The organism is Clavibacter phaseoli, from assembly GCF_021922925.1.
GTDB lineage: Bacteria > Actinomycetota > Actinomycetes > Actinomycetales > Microbacteriaceae > Clavibacter > Clavibacter phaseoli.
In genome coordinates, this window is sequence record NZ_CP040786.1 from 2027376 (window position 1) to 2050191 (window position 22816).

General features: G+C 74.4%; 18 protein-coding genes. 2 read left to right on the forward strand and 16 right to left on the reverse strand.

Annotation, left to right across the window (positions count from 1 at the left end):
• The 16 genes from FGI33_RS09345 to FGI33_RS09420 all read right to left on the reverse strand — a co-directional run bounded on the left by FGI33_RS09345 (position 1) and on the right by FGI33_RS09420 (position 20325).
• Positions 1-918: a dihydrodipicolinate synthase family protein gene (locus FGI33_RS09345; protein ID WP_119434714.1), complete on the reverse strand. Its 918-nt coding sequence runs from the start codon at positions 916-918 to the stop codon at positions 1-3.
• A complete protein-coding gene (locus FGI33_RS09350; protein WP_237581738.1) occupies positions 915-2522 on the reverse strand; it encodes an FAD/NAD(P)-dependent oxidoreductase in 1608 nt (535 codons plus the stop codon). Before FGI33_RS09350 ends, FGI33_RS09345 begins: the two co-directional genes overlap by 4 nt.
• Positions 2519-2911 (reverse strand): (2Fe-2S)-binding protein, encoded by a 393-nt coding sequence (locus FGI33_RS09355; protein WP_237581740.1) that lies wholly within the window; start codon positions 2909-2911, stop codon positions 2519-2521. The genes FGI33_RS09350 and FGI33_RS09355 overlap by 4 nt, the downstream gene beginning before the upstream one ends.
• A complete protein-coding gene (locus FGI33_RS09360) occupies positions 2908-4140 on the reverse strand; it encodes an NAD(P)/FAD-dependent oxidoreductase (RefSeq protein ID WP_119434908.1) in 1233 nt (410 codons plus the stop codon). Before FGI33_RS09360 ends, FGI33_RS09355 begins: the two co-directional genes overlap by 4 nt.
• Positions 4141-4253: 113 nt before the next feature.
• A complete protein-coding gene (locus FGI33_RS09365; RefSeq protein ID WP_119434909.1) occupies positions 4254-4967 on the reverse strand; it encodes a GntR family transcriptional regulator in 714 nt (237 codons plus the stop codon).
• Positions 4968-4986: 19 nt separating this feature from the next.
• Entirely contained in the window at positions 4987-6435 is a 1449-nt protein-coding gene (locus FGI33_RS09370; protein WP_119434910.1) for an aminopeptidase P family protein, read from the reverse strand.
• Positions 6432-7739, reverse strand: a complete 1308-nt coding sequence (locus FGI33_RS09375) for an alpha/beta fold hydrolase (protein WP_119434911.1) — start codon at positions 7737-7739, stop codon at positions 6432-6434. Before FGI33_RS09375 ends, FGI33_RS09370 begins: the two co-directional genes overlap by 4 nt.
• The gene (locus FGI33_RS09380) at positions 7736-8635 is read right to left on the reverse strand and encodes an ATP-binding cassette domain-containing protein (RefSeq protein WP_237581741.1); all 900 of its coding nucleotides are present in this window, start codon (positions 8633-8635) and stop codon (positions 7736-7738) included. The genes FGI33_RS09375 and FGI33_RS09380 overlap by 4 nt, the downstream gene beginning before the upstream one ends.
• Entirely contained in the window at positions 8632-9498 is an 867-nt protein-coding gene (locus FGI33_RS09385) for an ABC transporter ATP-binding protein (RefSeq protein WP_119434707.1), read from the reverse strand. Before FGI33_RS09385 ends, FGI33_RS09380 begins: the two co-directional genes overlap by 4 nt.
• Positions 9495-10487: an ABC transporter permease gene (locus tag FGI33_RS09390; RefSeq protein ID WP_119456717.1), complete on the reverse strand. Its 993-nt coding sequence runs from the start codon at positions 10485-10487 to the stop codon at positions 9495-9497. Before FGI33_RS09390 ends, FGI33_RS09385 begins: the two co-directional genes overlap by 4 nt.
• A complete protein-coding gene (locus tag FGI33_RS09395) occupies positions 10484-11446 on the reverse strand; it encodes an ABC transporter permease (protein ID WP_119434708.1) in 963 nt (320 codons plus the stop codon). Before FGI33_RS09395 ends, FGI33_RS09390 begins: the two co-directional genes overlap by 4 nt.
• Positions 11447-11449: 3 nt before the next feature.
• Positions 11450-13132, reverse strand: coding sequence for an ABC transporter substrate-binding protein (locus tag FGI33_RS09400; RefSeq protein WP_119434709.1), 1683 nt, complete (start codon positions 13130-13132; stop codon positions 11450-11452).
• Positions 13133-13283: 151 nt separating this feature from the next.
• Positions 13284-15290 carry a glycoside hydrolase family 127 protein gene (locus FGI33_RS09405; protein WP_237581743.1) on the reverse strand — a complete coding sequence of 669 codons (2007 nt, stop codon included), beginning with the start codon at positions 15288-15290 and terminating at the stop codon, positions 13284-13286.
• 367 nt (positions 15291-15657) lie between these two features.
• On the reverse strand, positions 15658-17544 hold the full coding sequence (gene recQ, locus FGI33_RS09410; RefSeq protein ID WP_119434549.1) for a DNA helicase RecQ: 1887 nt from the start codon (positions 17542-17544) through the stop codon (positions 15658-15660).
• Positions 17545-17672: 128 nt separating this feature from the next.
• Positions 17673-18074: a thioredoxin gene (gene trxA, locus FGI33_RS09415; RefSeq protein ID WP_012037481.1), complete on the reverse strand. Its 402-nt coding sequence runs from the start codon at positions 18072-18074 to the stop codon at positions 17673-17675.
• 85 nt (positions 18075-18159) lie between these two features.
• Positions 18160-20325 carry an ExeM/NucH family extracellular endonuclease gene (locus tag FGI33_RS09420; RefSeq protein ID WP_237581745.1) on the reverse strand — a complete coding sequence of 722 codons (2166 nt, stop codon included), beginning with the start codon at positions 20323-20325 and terminating at the stop codon, positions 18160-18162.
• Positions 20326-20622: 297 nt separating this feature from the next.
• Between FGI33_RS09420 and FGI33_RS09425 the strand changes: the two genes are divergently transcribed.
• On the forward strand, positions 20623-21540 hold the full coding sequence (locus FGI33_RS09425; protein ID WP_237581747.1) for a sugar phosphate isomerase/epimerase family protein: 918 nt from the start codon (positions 20623-20625) through the stop codon (positions 21538-21540).
• 59 nt (positions 21541-21599) lie between these two features.
• Positions 21600-22607, forward strand: a complete 1008-nt coding sequence (iolG, locus tag FGI33_RS09430; RefSeq protein WP_119435604.1) for an inositol 2-dehydrogenase — start codon at positions 21600-21602, stop codon at positions 22605-22607.
• Positions 22608-22816 lie beyond the last annotated feature (209 nt).

Sequence of the window (22816 nt, forward strand, 5' to 3'; positions counted from 1 at the left end):
TCATCGCCCCGCGAGGTGGTCGAGCGCGCGGCGCGTGTCGCGCGTCACCTGCTCGGCGACGGCGGCGGGCAGCGGCGCGCGCGGCGGTCGCGTGGGGCCGCCCGTGCTCTCGCCGGCCACGTCGATCGACAGCTTGATGGCCTGCACGAACTCGGTGCGCGAGTCCCAGCGGAAGACGGGGACGAGGTGCTGGTACAGCGCCTTCGCCTCGTCGATGCGGCCGCTGGTCGCGAGCCCGTACAGCTCGACGGCCTCGCGCGGGAACGCGTTCGGGTAGCCCGCGAACCAGCCGACGGCGCCCATGATGAGCGACTCGAGCAGCAGGTCGTCGGCGCCCGCGATGACGTCGAGGCCCGTGAGGTCCTGGATCTCCGTCACGCGCCGGATGTCGCCCGAGAACTCCTTGATCGCCACGACGTTCTCGAGCGCGTCGAGGCGCTGCAGGAGCTGCGGCGTGAGGTCGACCTTGGTGTCGAACGGGTTGTTGTAGGCCATGATCGGCAGGCCCACCTCGTCGACGCGCGCGTAGTGCTCGACGACCTCGTCGTCGCTCGCCCGGTAGATGGTGGGCGGGAGGAGCAGCACGCCGTCGGCGCCGTCCTCGGCCGCGATCTCGGCCCACTTCTTGGCCTGGTGCCAGCCGACGCCGTGCACGCCGGCCACGACGATCCCGCGGTCGCCGACGGTCTCGACCGCGACCTGCACGACCTTCCGGCGCTCCTCGTCGGTGAGCGAGGAGTACTCGCCGAGGGATCCGTTCGGGCCGACGCCGCGGCAGCCGTTGGACATGAGCCAGTCGCAGTGGGCGGCGTACGCGTCGTAGTCGACGGCGAGGCCGGCGGGGGCCGACGCGTCCTCGCGGAACGGCAGCGTGGTGGCGACGACGACGCCTCCGAGGTCCAGGGCGGGTGCGGTCATGGCATGTCCTTCCGGTCGGTGGTGCGAGGCGGTGCGGGGGTGGTCGGGGGCGCGTGCTCGCGGGGCGGATCCTCCCCGGTCGGCGGGTCGTCGGCGCCGGGCGCGGCGAGGGACGGGGGTCCGGCGTCGCGGCGGTCGTACGCGGCGGCGAGCTCGCCGAGGCGCACGGGCGAGGCGATGGGGCGGCGGTCGGATCCGGGGCCCGGCGCGGCGGGCGCGTGGGCGGATCCCCCGCACGCCGGCGCCTCCGCGGCGAGCAGCTGCTCGACGGTCCGCCCGCAGACGCGGCCCTGGCAGATGCCGAGGCCGGCGCGCGTCGCGAGCTTCATGGAGCGGAGGTCGGTGGACGACGCGGCGCGGGCGGTCGCGCGGAGACGCCCGACGGGCACCTCCTCGCAGCGGCAGGCGAGCGTGTCGTCGCGCAGCCAGCCGGTCCAGCCGGGGCGGATCCCGTGCGCGGCCTCGATGCGGCCGGCCACGTCGTGGGCCACGGCCCGGCGGCGGACGGCGGGCGCGACGGCGGCGTCGGACGGGGATCCGCCCGCGGCGCAGTGCCCGGCGACCTCGCCCTCCGCGAGGGCCTGGTCCACTCCCCCGATGCCGGTGATCTCGCCGGCCGCGTACACGCCCACGGGACCCGCGCCCTGGTCGGCGTCGACCTCGACGAAGCGGTCGGAGCCGATGCGGCAGCCCGCCGCGATGGGCAGCTCGAGCCGGGGCGTGAACCCGTGGCCGACGCACACGGCGTCCACCGCGATCCGCCGCTCGGTGCCCGGGATCGGCGCCCACGACGCGTCGAGGCGCTGCACGGTGACGGCCTCGACCCGGTCGGTCCCGTGCGCCGCGACGACCGCGCTGCCCGTGGCGTACCCGATGCGCTCGCGCGCCAGCACGGAGACGTACCCGGCGAGCTCGGCGGCCTTGTGCGGCGCGCGGGCGAGGCCCGCCGGACGTCGGAGCCAGCCGCGGGCGAGCCCCGGCACACGCGCGGCCTCGTGGATCCCGACCACGCGCGCCCCCGCCTGCACGAGCGACACCGCGACGGGCAGGAGGAAGGGGCCGGCACCCGCGACGATCATGCGGTCGCCTATGCGCACGCGCTCGCCCTTCGCGAGGGCCTGCGCGGCGCCCGCGGTGAAGACGCCCGGGAGGTCCCAGCCGGGGAAGGGCAGCGTGCGGTCGTGCGCGCCGGTCGCGAGCACGAGCCCGTCGGGACGGAGCGCGAGGGGCTCGCGGCGCGATCCGTCGACCTGGCCGACGAGCACGTGGACGACGGCGGCGGGCGTGGCGGGCGCGTCAGCATCGGCGTCCGGCGTCGGCCGCTCGATCGCCCACACCTGCGCGCCCGTGACGATCGCGCAGCCGTCGTCGGCGGCGAGCCGGGAGCGGAGCGCGGTGAACGCGTCCCAGCCGTGGTGCAGGATCCGCTCGCGCGCCGCCGGACGCGACTCCGGCAGGTGCCGCCAGTACTGGCCGCCCAGCTCGTCGGACGCGTCGAGCAGCGTGACCCGGGACCCGCGTCCGCGGGCGGCGGCCGCGGCGGCGAGCCCGGCCGGTCCCGCGCCGACGACGACGACGTGACGCCGGTCGTCCGCGCCGCTCACGACGGCTCCCCCGCGCGCTCGGCCGGTCCGGTGGATCCGGCGGGTCCCGCGGATCCGGCGTCCTGCGCGGTCGCGTCCGGCACGGTCGCGCCGGGCCCGGTCTCGACCACGTCGCCCTCGACCGCGCGGCGCTGGCAGGCGCGCACGTCCGGCAGCCCGTTGACGGTGACGGTGCAGTCGAAGCACACGCCGATCCCGCAGAAGACGCCGCGCGGACGGCCCGCGCTCGCGGTCGTGCGCCAGGCGAGCGTGCCCGAGGCGAGCAGCGCGCCGGCGATGGTCTGGCCGCGCACGCCCTCGACGGGATCCCCGTCCACGGTGAAGCGCACCGCCTCGGCGGGTCCCGGGCGGACCGGGTCGCGCGCCGGATCCACGCGCCGCGGCGTCATGCGCGCACCCCGGCGGCGTGGGTCGGCGACGCGGCGCCCCCGGACGCGGCGCCCCCGGGCATCGCGAGCCCGAGCGACGCGCGCGCCACGGAGAAGGGCCGCACGTCGAGCGGCGTCGCGGCGCCCGTCATCTGCGCGGTGATGAGGTCCGCCGTCGCGACCGACAGCCCGATGCCCGCGCCCTCGTGCCCGCTCGCGTGCCAGAGGCCGGGCAGCCGCGGATCCGGGCCGACGACCGGGAGGTGGTCGGGCAGGTAGGGCCGGAAGCCGCCGTAGGAGCGCATCGCGTTCGCCTCGGCGAGGAAGGGGAAGAGCCGCACGGCCTTCGCGGCGAGCTCCTCGAGCACGGCGACGCGCAGCGACGCGTCGAAGCCCACGCGCTCGCGGCTGGATCCGATGAGCACCGTCCCGGACGGCGTCGACTCCACGACGCCCGAGGTCTGCAGCGCGCCGTCGCCGGATCCGACCGCGCCCACGTAGTCGCCGTCGTAGACCTTGTGGAGGACGCGGTGCGGCATGCGCGTGGTCACGAGCACGACCCCGCGCCGCGGCAGCACGGGCAGCTCGACGCCGAGGGCGCGCGCCACCTCGCCCGACCAGGGGCCGGCGGCGACGAGCACGTCGTCCGCCGGGATGTCGCCCGCGCTCGTCCGCACGCCGCGGAGCGCGCCGTCGGCGTCGAGCAGCGGCCCCGTCACCTCGACGCCCGTGCGCACGACCGCGCCCGCGCGCCGGGCCGACGCCGCGAGCGCCTCGGTGGCGATGGCGGGCTGCACCTGCGCGTCCTCGGGGTAGTGCACGGCCGCGGTGATCGCCGGGTTCAGCCACGGCTCGAGCTCGAGGGCCCGGCGCGCGTCCACGGGGATCGCGTCGACCCCCGCGGAGCGCTGGGTGGCGGCGAACGCGAGGAGCGGATCCGCGCCCTCGTCGGTGGTCGTGACGACGAGCCCGCCCTTGGGCTCGTACTCGATGGAGGGCAGCGCGTCGCCCAGCTCGTCGGCGAGCTCGTCGGCGACCTCGGGCCAGCGGCGGGCGGCGAGCTGCGCGAGCTCGAGCTCCGCGCCGGGGCCCTTGTCGGAGACGAGGATGTTGCCCTCGCCCTGCGCGCTCGTGCCGGAGGCGACGGCGGCCCGCTCGACGACCGTGACGCGGATCCCCGCCCGAGCGAGCGACCGGGCGCACGCGGCACCCACGATGCCCCCGCCGACGACGACCACGTGACGCGTCATGGTGTCCCTGCTCTCACGGGTGGATGCGCCTCGGGAGGCGGTGCGGCGGTCGGCGATGACAGTAATATGTCACACATCGTCGACGAGGGGAAGCCCCTCCGTCGCCGGACGGATCAGGCGACGGTGTCCGCGGGCTCGGGATCCGCGACGCCCGCGGCCTCGTCCTCGCCGCGCCCCGCCCACCAGCCGGTGGCGTGTCGGATGTGCCGCACCATCAGCTGGTGCGACCCGGGGCCGTCGCCGGCGACGAGCGCCCGCAGCAGCTCGTGGTGCTCGGCCGCCGACGCGTCGAGCATGGCGCTCGCCTTCATCGACGCGAGGCCGACGAGGCGCGTGCGCGAGCGGAGGTCCGCGATGGCCTCGGTGAGCACGGGGTTGCCGAGCATCCGCGTGAGGGAGAGGTGGAACTCCTGGTCGGCCTCGAGGTACGCGCGGAGGTCGCCCTCGCGCGCGCCCTCCTCGATGCGGTCGGCGAGCGCCTCCAGCCCCGGCAGCGCGCCGTCCGGCAGCTGGCCGGCGAGCCGCTCCATGGCGGGCGCCTCGAGGAGCTGGCGCACCTGCACCAGGTGGCCGAGCTCCTCGTCGCTCACGGCGGTGACCCGGAAGCCCTTGTTGCGGACCGTCTCGACGAAGCCGCGCTTCTCGAGCTCGAGCACCGCCTCGCGGACGGGCGTCGCCGAGACGTCGAAGCGCACGGCGAGCGTGGGCACGGTGATGAGCGTGCCCGGCTCCAGCTCGCCCGAGACGATGGCCGCGGACAGGGCCTGGTGCACGTGCTCGCGCAGGCTCGCGCGCGGCGGTGCGGGACGCAGTGCGGAGAGGCTCATGCGGATCCTCCTCCTCGGCTCAGGACGGGGACCGCTGCTCCCGCATCCAGGACTCCAGGCCCCGGGCGTCGATCGGCAGCGCGTCCGACAGCACGTCGGACCCCGTCTGCGTCACCACGATATCGTCTTCGATCCGCACGCCGATGCCCCTCAGCTCGGGGGGCACCATCGCGTCGTCCGGCGGGAAGTACAGGCCCGGCTCGACCGTCAGCACCATGCCCGCCTCGACCGCGCGGTCGTAGCCGGCGTGGCCGGCGCCCGAGCAGTCGTGCACGTCGAGCCCGAGGTGGTGCCCGATCCCGCAGACGAGCCAGCGCCGGTGGTGCTGCCCCGAGGGCGAGAGCGCCTCGTCGACCGAGACGGGCAGGATCCCCATGTCGTGCAGGCCCTGCGCCACCACCTCCATGGACGCGTGGTGGAAGTCGACGAGCGGGCGCCCGGGCGCCACGGCGTCGAGGCCCGCGCGGTGGGCGCGCTCCACGACGTCGTGCACGAGCCGCTGCTCGGGCGTGAAGGAGCCGGAGATCGGGAACGTGCGGGTGACGTCGGCCGTGTGGAGGCTGCGGGCCTCCACGCCCATGTCGAGGAGGACGAGCTCGCCGTCGCGGAGCGGCCCGTCGCAGCGCACCCAGTGCAGCGTCGTCGCGTGGCCGCCGCCGCCCACGATCGTCGCGTAGCCGGGTCCGTTGCCCACCGTGCGCGCGTGCCGGTCGAAGGTGCCCTGCAGCCAGCGCTCGCCGCCGTGGGCCTGCGCCCGCGGGATCTCCCGCACGACCTCCGCGAAGCCCTCGACCGTGTCGTCGACCGCGCGGCGCAGCTCCTCGACCTCCCACGCGTCCTTGAGCACGCGCAGCTCGCCGAGCGCCGCCACGAGGCGGGGGTCGCGCGGCACGTCGGCGAGCGCCGAGGGCACGCCGGTGACGGCTCCCGCGCGGCGCACGTCGCGGACGCCGGCGAGGTCGCGCGCGATGCGGTCGGGGTCGCGCACCGGGATCCCGAGCGCTCGCTGCCAGTCGGCGTGCGCGGGGGCGGGGCCGACCCAGAGCTCGCCGTGGTCGGCGTCGGAGAAGAAGCGCGGATCGCCGGGGTGGGCGGGCGCGGGCACGTGCAGCACGGCGTCGTGGCCGCCCGGCACCGCGTGCATCACCAGCACGGCGCCCTCGATCTGCACGCCGGTCAGCCACACGAAGTCGCTGTCGGCGCGGAACGCGTAGCGGCAGTCGTCGTTGCGCGTGGGCGCGTAGCCGCTCGCGACGGCGAGCGTGACGCCGGGCATCGCGGCGCTCAGCCGGGCCCGGTGCGCGGCGCCGGCCTCGACCGCGCCGGGCACGGTCGTCGGCGTGCGGTCGGGGGTGATCCAGCCGCCGGCCATGAGGTCGCGGAAGGCGGGCACCTGCGCGAGGCGCGGGGGTCGGCGGTCCTCCGGGGTGACGGACGCGGGGGTCGTGCGGGGCGTCGTGTCGGTCATCGGGGCAGGCCTCCTCCATCGCGGGCGATCGTGTCCATCAGGCGCCCGAGGACGCCGGGCGCTCCCAGGCCGTCGTGCTCGTGCTCGTTCGTGATCCACGCGCGGACGTTGCCCACGCGCGCGACCGTGTCCTGCTGCAGACCCGCGTCCACGTACATGTCGTCGTGGTAGATCGCGGCGGCGACGGGCACCTCGTTGGCGGCGAGGCGGGCCGGGTCGTAGAGCTCCGGCCAGTCGTCGCGGCGGGCCATGACCTCGACCGCGCCGCGGAACGGGCGCAGCAGCCGGATCTCCTCGAACATCCAGGGGTACATCATCTCGCCGGTGAGCAGCAGCGGCCGGGCAGTCGGCGCGAACGCCGGGTGCCGGCCGCGCTCCCGCTCGGCGGCCCACGCGGTGGCGGGCCGGGTTCCCGACGCGTAGATGCTCTCCTGCATCGCGGCGAACAGCGGGTTCGCGGCGTAGGAGGTGAGGCGCAGCGCCTCGGCGAGGAGCACGTCGGTGGGCTCGCCGCGGTCGTCGACGGCCTCGTCGAGGAGGGCGTGGATCCGCTCGCGCCCCGGCGCCATGCCGAGGTCGATGCCGATGGTCTGCAGGCGCCGGACGGTGAGCGCGTCGCCGTCTGGGAGCGTGACGTCGCCCGCCGCCAGCCGGTCGGCGAGGCGGGACAGGATCCCCACGTCGGCCGGATAGCGCGCGTGGTAGCCGGCGTTCTTCCGGACCGTGCGCGGGTAGGTCCGGCGGTAGACCTCCTCGGCGTCCGGGTCGAGCGAGGCGAGGCCGCCCGTCACGTAGCAGGCCGACAGCGCCTCGGGCGCGAGCGACAGGTACGTCAGCGTGAGGAAGCCGCCGTAGCTCTGGCCGAGCGTCGACCAGCGTCGCCCGCCCTCGAGGTGCTGCCGCAGCGCCTCGGCGTCCTGCACGATCGAGTCGGCGCGGAACAGCGCGAGGTACCGGGCGGCGGACGCGTGGTCGTCGCCGAACCGGATCATGGTGCGCGCCGTGACGGGCGTGCTCCTGCCGGTGCCGCGCTGGTCGAGGAGCACGACGCGGTGCGTGCGGAGGGCGTGGCCGATCCAGCCGCCGTCGTCGAGCACGCGCGGCGACTTCCCGCCCGGGCCGCCCTGGAGGTAGAGGAGCGCGGGCAGGTCGTCGCCGCGGCGGTCGGGGGCGACGAGCTCGCGGGCGAACACCGTCATCGTGGCGGTGGGCTCGCCGTCGCGGGCCGCTCCCCAGTCGAGCGGGACCTCGATCTCGTGGTCGGTGACGTGGACGCCCGGGACGGTCGCGGATCCGACGATCACGCGGCCGACCCGCCCGCCGCGTCGAGCCCGGCGGCGTCGAGGCCGGCCGCGGCGCGCGCGGCGGTCCGCCTCCGGTCCCACTCGGGGTCGATGCGCGGCACGGCGTCGAGGAGCGAGCGCGTGTACGGGTGCTGCGGCCGCTCGAAGACGTCGTCGCGCGTGCCCTCCTCCACGACCTTGCCGGCGCTCATCACGGCGACCCGGTCGGAGAGCTGCCGGACGACCGCGAGGTCGTGCGCGATGAAGACGTAGCTGAGGCCGCGCTCGCGCTGGAGGTCGCGGAGCAGCGCGATGACGCGCGCCTGCACCGTCACGTCGAGCGCGGAGACCGCCTCGTCGCACACGATGAGGCCCGGGCTCACGGCGAGCGCCCGCGCGATCCCGATGCGCTGGCACTGCCCGCCCGAGAACTGCGCCGGGTAGCGCTGCGCGTGGTCGGGGTTGAGGCCCACCCGGTCGAGCAGGTCGCGCACGAGCTTCCCGTGCCCGCCCGGCGTCGTGACGCCCTGGTACCGCAGCGGCGCGCTGATGATCTGCTCCACCGTGTGCCGCGGGTTGAGCGACGACGCCGGATCCTGGAACACCACCTGCACCTGCCGCCGGAACTCGCGCAGGGCCGCGCCCTTCGCGTGCGTCACGTCCTCGCCCTTGAGCGAGAACGTGCCGGAGGTCGGGTCGAGCAGGCGGGCGACGATGCGCGCGGTCGTCGACTTGCCGGATCCGGACTCCCCCACGATCGAGAGCGTCTGCCCGGTCGGCACGTCGAGGTCGACGTGGTCGACGGCGAGGAACCGCCGGACCGGCGGGCGGAGGCCGGAGCCGCCGCGCGTCACGTACTCCTTGGTGAGGCCGCGGGCCGAGAGGAACGGCTCGGGCGCGGTGGCGGAGGTGCTCATGAGGCGGTTCCCGTCGTCGGTCGGTCGTAGGCGGCGTCGATGCGGGGGATCGCCTCGAGCAGCGCGTGCGTGTACGGATCCTCGGGCGCGGTGAACACGCGCTCGGTCGTGCCGCTCTCGACGCGGTGCCCGCCCTGCATGACGAGCACCTCGTCGGCCAGGGAGGAGACCACGGCGAGGTCGTGGGTGATGACGAGCATGCCCATCCCCGTGTCGCGGCGGATCTCCCGCAGCAGGTCGAGGATCTGCGCCTGCACCGTCACGTCGAGCGCCGTGGTCGGCTCGTCGGCGATGAGCAGCTCGGGCTCGAGGCAGAGCGCCATCGCGATCATGATGCGCTGCCGCATGCCGCCCGAGAACTGGTGCGGGTAGTGGTCGACGCGCGTGCCGGCCTCGCGGATCCGCACGCGCTCGAGCGCCTCCACGACCACCTGGCGCACGGCCCGGCGGGATCCGCCGCGGTGCGCCCGGTAGGCCTCCTCGATCTGGAGGCCCACCGTGTAGTACGGGTTGAGCGACGACAGCGGGTCCTGGAAGACCATCGCCATGCGGTCGCCGCGCATGGCCCGCAGCTCCCGGTCGGTCCGACCGACGAGCTCCTCGCCCGCCAGCCTGATGCTGCCGGTGACCTTCCCTCCGCGGGGCACGAGCCCCATCACGGCGAGCGAGGTCATCGACTTCCCGGAGCCCGACTCCCCCACGATGCCGAGGGTGCTGTCCGGCTCCACGCGGAAGGAGAGGTCCTTCACGACCTCCACCGGCCCCCGCGAGGTGGGGAACGCGATGGTGAGGTGCTCGACCTCGAGCAGCGGCGTCCCGGGGACGGCCCGCGCGGGCGGCTGGTGCGGTGCGGTGGCGGTCACGCGGTGATCCTCACTCGGGGGTCGAGCACGGTGTACAGCACGTCGACGACCACGTTCCCGACGACCACGAAGGCCGCGGCGAGGAGCGTGACGCCCATGATGACGGGCTGGTCGTTCTTGGCGATGGAGTCGGCGGCGAGCTTGCCGACGCCGTTGAGGCCGAAGATGCTCTCGGCGATCAGGGCGCCGCCGAGCAGGCCGGCGAAGTCCATGCCGAACAGGGTGACGACGGGCGTGAGCGACGGCCGGAGCGCGTGGCGCCGGATCACGAGCGCCGCGGACAGGCCCTTGGCCCGCGCGGTGCGCAGGTAGTCCTCCTCGAGCGTGTCGAGGACGTTGGCCCGCACGATGCGCGCGTACACCGAGGCGTACCCGAGCGCGACCACGATCCACGGCATGAGGTACGAGTCGAACCACATGACCGGGTCGTCGGCGAACGCCACGGACTGCGGGAACGGCAGGATCTGCAGCTGCACGACGAGCACGTACTGCAGGAGCAGCGCGGCGAAGGTCGTCGGCACGCTGATCCCGGTGAGCGCCGCCGTCATCGCGGCCCGGTCCCATCCGGTGCCCTGCTTGATCGCGCTGACGAGGCCGCCGGCCACGCCGAAGACGACCCAGAGGACCGCCGCGCCGACCGCGACCGTGATGCTCACGGGCAGGCGGGACAGCATCAGGTCGAGCACGGGCTGCTGCGTCTGGAAGCTGAAGCCGAGGCACGGCGCGGCGCACTGGATCGCCGTGGGGCCGTCGCCGTAGGTGCGGCCCGTGAAGATCCCCGCGATGAAGTCGCCGTACTGCGCCCAGAACGGCCGGTCGAGGCCGAGGAGCTGGCGGATGGAGTCGATCTTGTCCGGCGTGCAGGTCTTGCCGCAGATGGTGACGGCGGGATCCGGCTGGAGCAGGAAGAAGATCATGTAGGTGAACAGGCTGATGAGCGCGAGCACGATCAGCGCCGCCCCGGCCCGGCGGAGGAGGTAGCCGATCATGCCGCCTCCCCCTGCTCGAGCGCGGTGCGGAGGTGGTCGCCGAACACCGTGAACGACAGCACCGTGAGGAAGAGGAACGAGCCCGGCACGATGAAGTACGCGGGGTCGACCGTGTACCAGGCGACCGAGTCGGCGATCATCTGACCCCACGAGGGCGTCGGCGGCAGCACGCCCACCCCGAGGAACGACAGGCTCGCCTCGGTGCCGATGTACCCCGGCACCGAGAGCGTGGCCAGCACGATGATGGTGCCGCGCAGGTTCGGCAGCACCTCCCGGAAGATCACGCGCATCGACGAGGCGCCGGATGCGCGCGCGGCCTCCACGAAGTCGCGCGTGCGGATCGTCATGGTCTGGCCGCGCACGATGCGCGCCGTGTACGGCCAGCCGAAGACGCTGAGCACCAGGACGAGCAGCGCCGGGCGGTTGCCCGCGGGCAGCGCCGAGAGGATCGCGATCATGAAGATCAGCGCCGGGAAGGCCATGAGGAAGTCCATGACGCGCGACACGATCTGGTCGACGATCCCGCCGAAGTAGCCGGCGACCATGCCCGCGACCATGCCGACGGCCGTGGTGACGACCGTCGCGGAGACCGCGATGAGCAGGGACACCCGGGCGCCGTACGCGATGCGGGCGAAGATGTCGCGCCCGTTCTGCGGCTCGACGCCGAACCAGTGCGAGGCGCTGACGCCGCCGAACGGGCCGATGGGCAGGCCGCCGAGGACGGGGTCCACGGCCGTCGCGTCGAACGTCGTCGGACCCCAGCCGGTGATCCCGCTCAGGAGCGGCGCGAACACCGCCAGGACCAGGACCAGCACCACGAACGCGGTGCTGGCGATCACGGACGGCTTCGACCGGAGGGCCGCGACCACGCGCTTGGCCGGCGTCACGGCGGGCGGCCGTCCCGTCGGGTAGGCGGAGGTCGCGTCGGGCGCCGACGCGCCCTGGAGGGTGGCGGTCACCGCCTACTTCCCCGTGTGGAGGCCGACGGTGGCGAAGTCCACGCCGCCCGCGAAGTACGGGTCCGCGTAGGCGTTGCGCACGTTGGCGCCCAGCACGAGGAGCGCGCTGCCGAAGTAGAGCGGGACGGTCGGCGCGAGCTCCTGGATCTGCTCGTCGAGGTCGCCCCACGCCGCGTTCGCCGCGTCGAGGTCGGTCATGGACGAGATCTCGTCGATCTTCGCGTTCACGGCCGGATCGTTGAGCTGCGCGACGTTGTTGTTGCCCTTGGCGCTGATCTGCCGGCCGTCGAAGAGCGTCGGGAGGACCGTGCTGGCCGAGCGCCAGTCCGGGCACCAGCCCGTGACGGCGGCGTCGTGCTGCTGCGAGGTCGTGCCGATGGTCTCGTAGTAGGTCGCCGTGTCGATGATGTTGAACTCCACCGTGATGCCGACCTTCGCGAGCGACTGCTGGAGCGACTCGCCGATCTTCTGCTGGGTGGGGAGGTTGCGCTGGTCGAGCGTGATGGTGAAGCCGTCCTCCACGCCCGCCTCCTTGAGGAGCGCCTTCGCCTTCTCGACGTCGCCCGCGCTGTCCGTGCTGGGGTACAGGTCGAAGTCCTTGTGGCCGGGCACGGTGGGCGTGAGCATCGTCGAGGCGGGGACGGCGAGAGACGGCCCGCCGATGACGTCGATGACCGACTTCTTGTCCACGGCGTAGGCGATGGCCTGGCGGACGCGGGGGTCGTCGAGGTGGGGCTTGGTCGTGTTCAGCGCGAGGTAGGTCGTGCAGCCGCCGTCGCCGGTCACGGTCCGCGATTTGATCTCCGGGGTCTGGATGCGGGAGACGGAGGCCGCCGTGATCCCGCCGGCGATGGCGTTCTTGTCGTCGCCCTGGCCCGCGATCATGCGCTCGTCGATGGTCGCCTGGTCGAGGCCGACGTCGAACTGCCAGACGTCGGGCTTCGCCGTGCGCACGTCGTCGGTGGCCTGGTCCCACTCGGTGTTGCGCTCGAGGGTGAGGGAGGAGCCGGGCGTGCGCGCCGTCACCTTGTAGGGCCCGGACGCGATCGGCTGCTGGTCGATGCTCGTCGCCGTGACCTTCGCGGGATCGGCGGGGAACGGCGTGAAGGTGCTCTGCGCGGCGACGCTCGCGAACTCCGGCACGGAGCGGTTGAGGTGGAAGACGATGGTCTTCTCGTCGGGGGTCTCGATGGAGGGCAGGTCGCCGGAGATGTAGGGGCCCTGGTAGGAGTCGCCGCCCGCGAGGTACATGCGGGAGTACGGGGAGCCGATGGCCAGCGACGGCTCGAAGGCGCGCTCGACGCCGAACTTCACGGACTCGCTCGTGATCGGCGAGCCGTCCTCGAACTTGAGGCCGTCCTTGAGCGTGAAGGTCCAGACGGTGGCGTCCGCGTTCGGGGTCCCCGTGTCGGTGGCGAGGTCGGGGGCGATCGTGGCGCCGTCCTTCCCGGAGACCGTCGTCAGCGTGCGGTAGATGAGCCGGTAGAGGTTCTGGACGCCGGTGTCGTAGCCCATCTCCGGATCCAGGTGCGAGAAGTCGGCGCTGGCGAGCACCTGGATCGTGCCGCCCGTGTCGGCGGGGCCGGTGACGCCGCCTGCCGCGGCGCCGCCTCCGGCGCCGGCGCAGGACGTGAGGGCGAGGCTGGCGGCGACGGCCAGCCCTACTGCGGTGATTCGTCGGTTCATCGGACTCTCGTTTCGTGGATGGCGGCCGTGGCGCACCGGGTGGGGAGTGACGGACGGGGTCGTGCGATGGGAGGGGATGGGGGGGAGCGGAGGTGCGTGCGACCGCCCCGGATCGGGTCGATCCGGGGAGCCGCGCGCGCGGGCCGAGGCGTCAGCCGGTGTCGGCGGCGCGGATCCAGACCCGCATGGCGGCGGGCGACCGGTTGCCCCAGAGGGCGTACGGCACGAGCACGGCGTCGACGGGATCGGCCGACGCGGCGGGGGCGACGGCGCCGGGGACGACCTCGGGGTAGAGCTCGTCGGGTGCGGGGACCGCGCGGCGGAGGCGCACGGCGAGCGCGACGCCCGACGCGGGATCGGCGGCGTCCGACGCCGGACCCCACGGCGCGGCGAGCGGGAGCGGGACGGTCCGCGCCGACGCGAGGTCGCGCGGGTCGAGGAGCAGGTCGTCGACGGGGGCGCCGGCGTCCTCCTGCTCGACGGCGAACACGATCGGGCCGCGCGCCACCGCGAGGCTGCCGCGCGTGGCGTCGAGGTGCGGGTGGGATCCGAGGGCCCGCACGGGCATGTCCAGCTCGACCACGAGCGCGTCGCCGGCGACCCAGGCGCGCGTGGCGCGGATCCACCGGTCGTCGGCCTCCGCGTCGACCTCGGCGGTGGACCCGTCGGCGCCCGACACCACGGCGCTCGCCGACCGGCACCAGCCGGGCCGGCGCAGCACGATGCCCGTCTCCGCGCCGGATGCGCGCAGCACCTCGACGCGCACGGCGCCGTCCCACGGGTACGCGGTCGTCACGCGGACGTCGATCGCGTCGGTGCGGATCACGCACGCGGCCGGGTGCGCGATGACGAGGTCGTCGCCGTCCCGCACCGCGACGTGGTCCTGCAGCTCGCTCATCCAGCGGACGATGTTCGGCGGGCAGCACGGGCAGGTGAACCACGGGCGCCGCATCAGCTCGCCCTCGGTCTCGGCGCCGGACTGCGCGTGGTGGTCGGGGCGGCGCTGGAGCGGGTTGTCGTAGAAGAAGCCCGTGCCGTCGGCGGAGAGTCCCACCGCGTAGGCGTTCAGCAGCACGGTCTCGTGGGTGTCGAGGAACCGGGGCTCGCCCGTCGCGAGGAACAGGCGCCACGCCCACTGCATGACGGCGATGGCCGCGCAGGTCTCGCTGTAGGAGCGCTCGCTCGGCAGCTCGTAGGCGTCGCCGATCGCCTCGTCCGAGTGGCGGCTGCCGAGCCCGCCGGTGACGTAGAGGCGGGTGCGCACGGCGTCGTCGAAGAGGCGGATCGAGGCCGCGAGCAGCTCGGCGTCGCCCGTCTCCGTCGCCACGTCCGTCGCGCCAGCGGCGAGGTAGGCCATGCGGACGGCGTGCCCCGTGACGGCCGGCATCTCGCGGAAGGGGTGCGCGTCCTGGAAGTACTCGGCGGGGAAGACCCGCGTCGCCACCGTGCCGTGCCCGCGACGGTCGACGAACGCGGAGGCGAGGTCGAGGTAGGAGCGCTCCCCCGTCTCGCGATGCAGCTCGACGAGCGCCATCTCGACCTCGGGGTGGCCGCAGACCTCGGCGCGCCCACCCGGGCCGAACTCCCGCACCGCGGCGTCGGCGAAGCGGCGGGCCACGGCGAGGAGCCGGCCGTCGCCGCCCTGTCGGGAGTCGGCGACGGCGGCCTGGATCAGGTGCCCTAGGTTGTAGAGCTCGTGGCCCCAGGCGAGGTCGGACCAGGGCGCGCGCTCGGATCCGGGCCGCTGCACGTAGGAGCCGATGTAGCCGTCCTCCGCCTGCACGCGCTCGAGCACGTCGGTCGCCTCCTCGAGGAAGGCGCGCATCTCCGGGCTGGCGTCGCCTCGGCCGACCTCGTAGGCCACGCCCTCGAGGGTCTTGTAGACGTCGGTGTCGAGGAACGGGTAGCGCGGGACGAGCCGCTCGCCCGGTCCGTCGACGGCCGCGCGGAGGTCGTCGAGGTTGCCGGCCCGGGCCATGGACGCGATCGCGTGGGGGATCGTGCGGACGCGGTTGCGCTCCTGCCATGCCCCGAGCAGGCCGCCCTCCAGGGTGACGGCGTCGGTGCCCAGCGGTCGTCGGGATCCGGTGCTGGGGAGGACGGCAGCGCGGCTCGCGGCCGCGCGGATAGCATCCGCATCTGCTCCTGTGACTGCCATGGCGCTCCCTCGTCCGGCCTCGGGCAGCCGGTGGTAGGTGACATATTACAAATACGCCATACGGTGTTGGCAATCCCGATGAAGCGTCTGCGGCCTCCCGTTACACGCTGTTTACATGGGGACCCGCTCGCGCCCCCGCCGACGGGCCGGCCCGCTACCACGGCCCGGCCGCTCCCCACAGCCCGCGTGGAGCGCACGGCCGGACCAGTACGATCGTGGGCAACGGCGACAGCTCTTCGGGTGAGCTGTCCCGCCAGCGCCGGGCCGGTCTTCGGGTAAAAGTCGGCCGTGTGCGCGGCTCGGTCCCGCAGCCCTCGAGGCTCGGGACCGGGTCCCCTCCCCGCCGCCGCGGCGGCGCGCCCGCGTCCTACTCGGCCGCGGCGGATCCGGCGGCGACGACCGCGAGCAGCCCCTCGCCGTAGGTGTCGAGCTTCTTCTGGCCGACCCCCGTGATGCCCGCGAGCTGGCCGAGGTCCTGCGGGCGCACCGTCGCGACCTCGCGCAGCGTGACGTCGGCGAACACGACGTACGCGGGGACGCCCTGCTCCTTGGCCTGCTCCGAGCGCCACGTGCGGAGCGCCTCGAAGAGCCCCTGCGCCTCCTCGGGGAGGTCGACCACCTGGCCGCCCTTCGCCCGGGTGGTGCGGGTGCCGCGGCCGCGCACGAGGCGCTCGGGCTCCTGCCGCATGGGCACCTGCCGGGATCCGGTGAGCACGTCGCCGCTGCCCGGGGTGATGACGAGGGTGCCGTAGCCGTCGTCGCTCACGCCGAGCAGGCCCTGCGCGAGGAGCTGGCGGACGACGCCGCGCCACTGCACGTCGGTGAGCTCGCCGCCGATGCCGAAGGTGGCGAGCTGGTCGTGCCCCTGCTGGCGGACGCGGTCGGTCTCGTTGCCGAGCAGGATGTCGATGAGGTGCGCGGCGCCGAAGCGCTGGTTCCGCTCGCGCTGCAGCCGGACGATCGTGGACAGCAGCTTCTGCGACGGGACCGTGGCGTCCCACGTCTCGACGGGCTCGAGGCACGTGTCGCAGTTGCCGCACGGACCCGTCTCCTCGCCGAAGTAGCGCAGGAGCTGCACGCGCCGGCAGCCGACCGTCTCGCACAGCGCGAGCATCGCGTCCAGGTGCTGCGAGAGCCGGCGGCGGTGCTGCGCGTCGCCCTCGGACTGGTCGATCATGCGGCGCTGCTGGACCACGTCCTGCAGGCCGTAGGCGAGCCAGGCCGTGGAGGGCAGGCCGTCGCGGCCCGCGCGCCCCGTCTCCTGGTAGTAGCCCTCGATGGACTTCGGCAGGTCGATGTGCGCGACGAAGCGCACGTCGGGCTTGTCGATGCCCATGCCGAACGCGATGGTGGCGCACATGACGATGCCGTCCTCGCGGAGGAAGCGCGCCTGGTTGCGCTGCCGGACGGCCGCGTCGAGGCCCGCGTGGTACGGGAGCGCGGTGATGCCCTGCTTGTTCAGCGCCTCCGCCGTCTGCTCGACGGTCTTCCGCGACAGGCAGTAGACGATGCCGGCGTCGCCCGCGTGCTCGTTCCGGATGAGGTCGACCAGCTGCTTGCGCGGCTCCGCCTTGGGCACGATGCGGTAGCGGATGTTCGGGCGGTCGAACGAGGAGACGAAGTGGCGCGCGTCCTGCAGGCCCAGGCGCGCGGTGATGTCGGCGTGCGTGGCCTCGTTGGCCGTGGCGGTGAGCGCGATGCGCGGCACCTCCGGCCAGCGCTCCTGCAGCATCGACAGCGCGAGGTAGTCCTTGCGGAAGTCGTGGCCCCACTGGGAGACGCAGTGCGCCTCGTCGATGGCGAAGAGGGCGATGCGCGCCTCGTCGAGGAGGCGCCCCATCCGGTCGAGGATGAGGCGCTCGGGCGCGAGGTAGAGCAGGTCGAGGTCGCCGTCGAGCAGGGCCCGCTCGACCTCGCGGCTGGTCTCGAGGTCCTGCGTGGAGTTGAGGAACGCGGCCCGGACGCCGACGGCGCGCAGCGCGTCGACCTGGTCCTGCATGAGCGCGATGAGCGGCGAGATGACGACGCCCGTGCCCTCGCGCACGAGGCTCGGGATCTGGTAGCAGAGCGACTTGCCGCCGCCCGTGGGCATGAGGACCAGCGCGTCGCCGCCGCCGATGACGTGCTCGACGATCTCCTGCTGGTCGCCGCGGAAGGCGTCGTACCCGAACACCGTGCCGAGGCGCTCGAGGGCGGGGGCCAGGGCGCCGTCGGAGGGCGCCGTGCCGGCGGGAACGGGAGGGGTGGAGGTCATCGGGGCAATCGTATCCGGGGGCCGGTCGGCCGGCGGCGGGGAGGAGGGCGGTGGGGACGCGGACGGCCCCTTCCGGATGGGGAGGGGCCGTCGGCGCGGATCAGGCGCGGATGCGGATCGGGCGCTGCTCAGATCGCGGTGGGGTCGGCGCTCGCGCCGGGGGTGGCCTGCGCGGCCTCGGCGGCGGCCTGCTCCTTGAGGGCGGCCACGTCGACGGCGCGCACCTCCTCGATGAGCGACTCGAGCGCCGGGGCGGGCAGCGCGCCCGCCTGGCTGAAGATGAGCGTCTGGTCCTTGAAGATCATGAGCGTCGGGATGGCGGAGATGTTCGCCTGCTGCGCGAGGAACTGCTGTGCCTCGGTGTCGACCTTGCCGTGGACGATGTCGGCGTGCTTCTCGCTCGACTTGTCGAAGACGGGCGCGAACTGCTTGCAGGGGCCGCACCAGTCGGCCCAGAAGTCGACGACGACGATGCCGTTGGAGTCGACGATGCTCTCGAAGTTCTCGGCGGTCAGCTCGGTGGTGGCCATGGTGCGTCCTCTTCTCGTGCTCGGTTCGTGCGGTCAGGGGGTCCAACCGGGCATGCCGCCCGCGCATTCCACGTGCGTCCCGCGGCTACCAGACGAGGACGATCGAGGGCCAGACGGTGCTCGACCCCTTCGCCTCGTCGTCGCCCGCGTAGCTCGCGGTGAGCAGGTGGATCCCGCGGGACAGGCGCGGCAGGGTGACGGTCGCGCGGCCGGCGTCGGCAGCCGTGACGTCGACCGTGGCGATGGCGCGGCCCCGGTCGAGGATCTGCACGCGGCCGGTCGGCGCGGTCGCGCCGGCGGCCAGCTTGACCGTGTACCTCACCGGCTGCCCGCTGCGGACCAGCAGGCGGTCGGCGTAGCCCACGAGCGTCGAGGCGTCGCGGATCGTGTCGAGGCCCACCTTCACGGGGTCGTGGTCGCTGGAGCGGAAGGCGCTGGATCCGTCGGTCGCGGCCCCGCCGTACTCGCGCGCCGCCCACTCGGGCGCGTTGATGTCCCACACCCCCACGCCCGTGACCGCCGCGGCGCCGGCGCGGGTCGCGAGGACGTGGTCGAGGGATCCGACCTCGCCGTCGAAGGAGTAGGTGCGCTCGCCGGGCGCCTTCGCCGCGACGAGGTCGACGAAGCCGGCGTCGCGGAGGACCTGGATCGGGTCCTCCTCGGAGTAGGCGTTGAAGTCGCCGAGCAGGTAGATGAGGTCGGATCCGCTCGACGCCTGCAGCTCGGACGCGAAGCGCGCGACGGCCTTCGCCTGCGCCACGCGGTCGGCGTTGAAGAAGCCCTGGCCGTCGGCCGGCTGCGTCCCCGAGCCGGACTTCGACTTGAGGTGGTTCGCGACCACCGTGAAGGTCCGGTCGCCGCCGCGGAACGACTGCGCGACGGGCTCGCGGGCGTTGCCCCAGACCGTCTCGTCGATCTGCGTGGCGGCCGCGCCCACGGGGGTGACGGCGTCGGTGCGGTAGACGATCGCGTTCTGGATCTCGTCGGTCGGCGTGGACTGCAGCGCGACCGGGGTGCGCACGTAGTCCCAGACGCGGGATCCGGCGGCGTCGTTGAGGCCGCGCACGAGGTCGGCCGTCGCGGTGTCGGCGGGCTCGCCGAACCTCGTGGAGTTCTCGATCTCCATGAGGGTCACGACCTGCGCGTCGAGCCCGGTGATCGCCGTGACGATCTTGGCGCGCTGCCTCTGGAGCTCGTCCGCGGTCTGCGCGCCGCGCTCCCCGAGGGTCGTGAAGTAGTTGAGGACGTTGAAGCCGGCGATGCGGACGTCGCCGCCGACCTCGGGCGAGGACGCGGGGCGCGGGTCCGCGCTCGCGAAGGTCGGCACGCGGCCGGCCGCGTCGAGCGAGGTGACGGGCGTCGTGGGCTGGAGGCGCCAGTCGTCGAAGCCGTAGGCCAGCACGTAGGGCGTGGCCGGGAAGACCGGGACGTCGCCGTTCCGCACCACGCGGTCGGCCGTGTAGTACGGCTGCGTCGCGCCCGCGGGGTACGCGGCGTTCGTCAGCTGGATGTTGTAGCCGTCGTCGAGGAGGAGACGGCGCGCGCGGTTGTCGGCGGCGATCCGGTCGGCCTCGGCGCCCGGGCGCACGACGTCGGTGGCCTTGACGGGCAGGTCCGCGCCGGCGCTCAGCCAGAGCGTGCCGAAGGTGTCGAGCTGGTGCGCGGATCCGACGCGGTAGTCGCCCGTGGGCGTCACGAGCATGCTCTCGAGCGACTCGCGGTCGGCGCCGCGCAGGGTGTCGGGCAGCGGGGTGGCGGCGGGCACGCCGACAACGGCCTCGACGAGGTCGGTCGCGGTCGCGGCGAGCTGGGTCTGGCCCTGGCGCTCGGACGCGGTGCCCGTGACGCGCACGAGGTCGCCGATGGCGACGGCCGGGTCCGCGCTCGCCAGGTAGACGAAGATCCCGTCGGAGGCGCCGGGCGTCGCGTCGATCGCGCCGCCCGAGCCCCGGGTCTGGATCACGATCCCCGCGTAGCCGCTCGCCCCGCGGTAGTCGGCGGTGACGACGCCCTCGACCGTGACGACGCGGCCGGCGAACGGGGTCGCGCTGCCGGTGCCCTGCACGTCGGCGATCGCGACGGTCGCGGTCGCGGCCTCGGCGGGCGACGCGACGAGCGCGCAGAGGCCGAGGGCCAGCGCGCTCGCGACGGCGAGCGGGCGGGCGACGCGGCGGGCTCCCGCGGGACGACGGGCCGGCCAGGCGGCCCCCGATCCGGATGCGGTGGCGGGTGCGGTCTCGGTGTCGTGCATGGCGTCGTCCCCCTCGGCGTCGCGGGTTCCCCCGCATGGGGGATCACCCGTCGAGCGTAGGCCGGGGGCGACGCCGGGCGGCGGGCCGCAACCGGATCGTCATCGGCTCGTCATGCGATCGTCGCGGCAGGGCTCGCCGCGCGGCCGAGGCGATGGCGGACCACCTCCTCCACGTACTATCGTCAGGACAAACATTCGCCCGCCGGCCCGAGGAGCAGTGCGACGACGCATGGTCCAGACCCGCACCACCCCCGCATCCCGCGCCGCCGTGACGGCCCGCCCGAGCGGATCCGCCGCGTGAGGGCCACCGTCGCCGGCGCGCCCGTGAGCTTCGGCGTGTTCGAGCTGACGCCCGAGGGCGCCGAGGTCGTCACGCCCGACGACATGGTCGAGGCGCTGGCCGAGACCGGGTACGCGGGAATCGACCTCGGGCCCGTGGGCTACCTCGGCCGCGGCCGCGAGCTGCGCGACCGGCTCGCCGGCGCGGGCCTCGAGCTCGCGGGCGGCTGGATCCAGCTCCCCCTCTCCGACGACGACGCGTTCCAGGCGTCCCTCCCCGAGCTCGAGGCGTCGCTGCGCGTGTTCCAGGAGGCCGCCGAGGCCGGCCCCGCGCGCCTGCCGCTGCCGACGCTCGCCGACGCCGGATCCGCGACCCGCGCCGCCGCCCCCGGCCGCGGCGCCGAGGCCGACCCGCTCGACGACGCCGCGTGGTCGCGCCTCGTCCGCAACACCGCGCGCGCCGCGGAGATCACGCGCGCCGCGGGCTTCGAGCCGACCTTCCACCACCACGCGGGCACGTTCGTGGAGTCGCCCGCGGAGATCGACCGGTTCCTCGACCAGGTCGACGTGGGGCTCACGCTCGACACCGGCCACCTCGTCATCGCGGGCGGCGACCCGCTCGCGGCGATCTCCCGCTGGGGCGCGCGGATCACGCACCTGCACCTCAAAGACGTCGACGGCGCGGAGCTCCGCCGCGTGCTCGCGGCGGGCGGCGGCATGCGCGAGGTCTGGTCCTCCGGCGCGTTCGTGGCGTTCGGCCGCGGCGACGTCGACCTCGCGAGCGTGATGACGGCGATCGAGGCGCAGGGCTACGACGGCTGGGTGGTCGTGGAGCAGGACGTGCTCAACGCGCCCGACGCCGACATCCGCCGCTTCCGGGCCGAGCGCACGGAGGACCAGCGCGTCAACCGCGAGGCGCTCCGCACCTGGGCCTGATCCGGAGCGCGACCCGCCGCGCACCGGCACCACCACCACGACGAACGAGGACCGACGACATGACCACGACCCCCCTGCGCTTCGGACTGATCGGCACCGGCCGCATCGGCCAGGTCCACGCCGCGAACATCGCCGCGGATCCCGACGCCGAGCTGGCCTGGATCTGCGACCCGTTCGTCGACGGCGCCCGCGCCCTCTCCGCGCGGCTCGGCGGCACGGTCACGGAGGACGCCGCGGAGATGATGGCGTCCGGCGGCGTCGACGCCGTGCTCATCGCGTCGCCCACGCCGACGCACGTCGACCTCATCGCCGCCGCGATCGACCACGGCCTGCCCGTGCTGTGCGAGAAGCCCATCGACCTCGACATCGCGCGCGTCGACGCGCTCCTCCCCCGCGTGCTCGCGTCCGGCGTGCCCGTGGCGCTCGGCTTCAACCGCCGCTTCGACCCGGCGTTCGCGGAGGCGCGCGCCCGCGTGGCCGCCGGCGAGATCGGCCAGCTCGAGCAGCTGTCGATCGTCAGCCGCGACCCGGCGGCGCCGCCCGCCGCGTACGTGGCGGTGTCCGGCGGGATCTTCCGCGACATGACCATCCACGACCTCGACATGGCGCGCGCGTTCCTGCCCGACATCGTCGAGGTGCAGGCGACCGGGTCCACGACCTTCGACCCCGGCGCCCGCGAGCACGGCGACTTCGACACCGCGGTCGTGACGCTCCGCGCGTCCACCGGCGCGCTCGTCGTCATCACGAACTCACGGCACAGCGCCGTGGGCTACGACCAGCGCATCGAGGCGTTCGGCTCCCTCGGATCGCTGCAGGTGTCGAACGCGCTCACGAGCCTCGTCAGCGTCTCGACCGCCACGAGCGTCGAGGGCAAGCCGCCGTACCAGGACTTCTTCCTCGAGCGCTACGCCGCCGCGTACGTCGCGGAGCTGCGCGCCTTCATCCGCCTGGCGCGCGGCGAGGCCTCGGACAGCCCGACGTTCGCCGACGGCCGCGCGGCGCTCGTGCTCGCCGACGCGGCGCAGCGCTCCGCCGAGGAGCGCGTGGCGGTGCCCGTCTCGCTCTGATCCCGGCCGAGGGACCCGCCCGACCGCGCGCGCCGCGGTCGGGCGCCCTCGCGCGCGCAGGAGGGGCCGGGGAGGCGCCACACTGGAGGGTCGGACCGGTCGGGGAGCCCGCCGGACGACGTCGGATCACGACGAGGATCCGTCTTGTCAGCATGTGTTGACAAAGCACGTCGGGCGGAGCCATGATCGCCCCGACGACGACGTCCAGG

Bases quoted from the DNA above. Each gene is read 5' to 3' on its own strand.
- FGI33_RS09365 (WP_119434909.1), bottom strand. From the start codon at position 4,967: ATGAGCCTCTCCGCACTGCGTCCCGCACCGCCGCGCGCGAGCCTGCGC.
- FGI33_RS09390 (WP_119456717.1), bottom strand. From the start codon at position 10,487: ATGATCGGCTACCTCCTCCGCCGGGCCGGGGCGGCGCTGATCGTGCTC.
- iolG (WP_119435604.1), top strand. From the start codon at position 21,600: ATGACCACGACCCCCCTGCGCTTCGGACTGATCGGCACCGGCCGCATC.
- FGI33_RS09420 (WP_237581745.1), bottom strand. From the start codon at position 20,325: ATGCACGACACCGAGACCGCACCCGCCACCGCATCCGGATCGGGGGCC.
- FGI33_RS09360 (WP_119434908.1), bottom strand. From the start codon at position 4,140: ATGACGCGTCACGTGGTCGTCGTCGGCGGGGGCATCGTGGGTGCCGCG.
- recQ (WP_119434549.1), bottom strand. From the start codon at position 17,544: ATGACCTCCACCCCTCCCGTTCCCGCCGGCACGGCGCCCTCCGACGGC.
- FGI33_RS09345 (WP_119434714.1), bottom strand. From the start codon at position 918: ATGACCGCACCCGCCCTGGACCTCGGAGGCGTCGTCGTCGCCACCACG.
- FGI33_RS09405 (WP_237581743.1), bottom strand. From the start codon at position 15,290: ATGGCAGTCACAGGAGCAGATGCGGATGCTATCCGCGCGGCCGCGAGC.
- FGI33_RS09370 (WP_119434910.1), bottom strand. From the start codon at position 6,435: ATGACCGACACGACGCCCCGCACGACCCCCGCGTCCGTCACCCCGGAG.
- FGI33_RS09380 (WP_237581741.1), bottom strand. From the start codon at position 8,635: ATGAGCACCTCCGCCACCGCGCCCGAGCCGTTCCTCTCGGCCCGCGGC.
- FGI33_RS09400 (WP_119434709.1), bottom strand. From the start codon at position 13,132: ATGAACCGACGAATCACCGCAGTAGGGCTGGCCGTCGCCGCCAGCCTC.
- trxA (WP_012037481.1), bottom strand. From the start codon at position 18,074: ATGGCCACCACCGAGCTGACCGCCGAGAACTTCGAGAGCATCGTCGAC.
- FGI33_RS09355 (WP_237581740.1), bottom strand. From the start codon at position 2,911: ATGACGCCGCGGCGCGTGGATCCGGCGCGCGACCCGGTCCGCCCGGGA.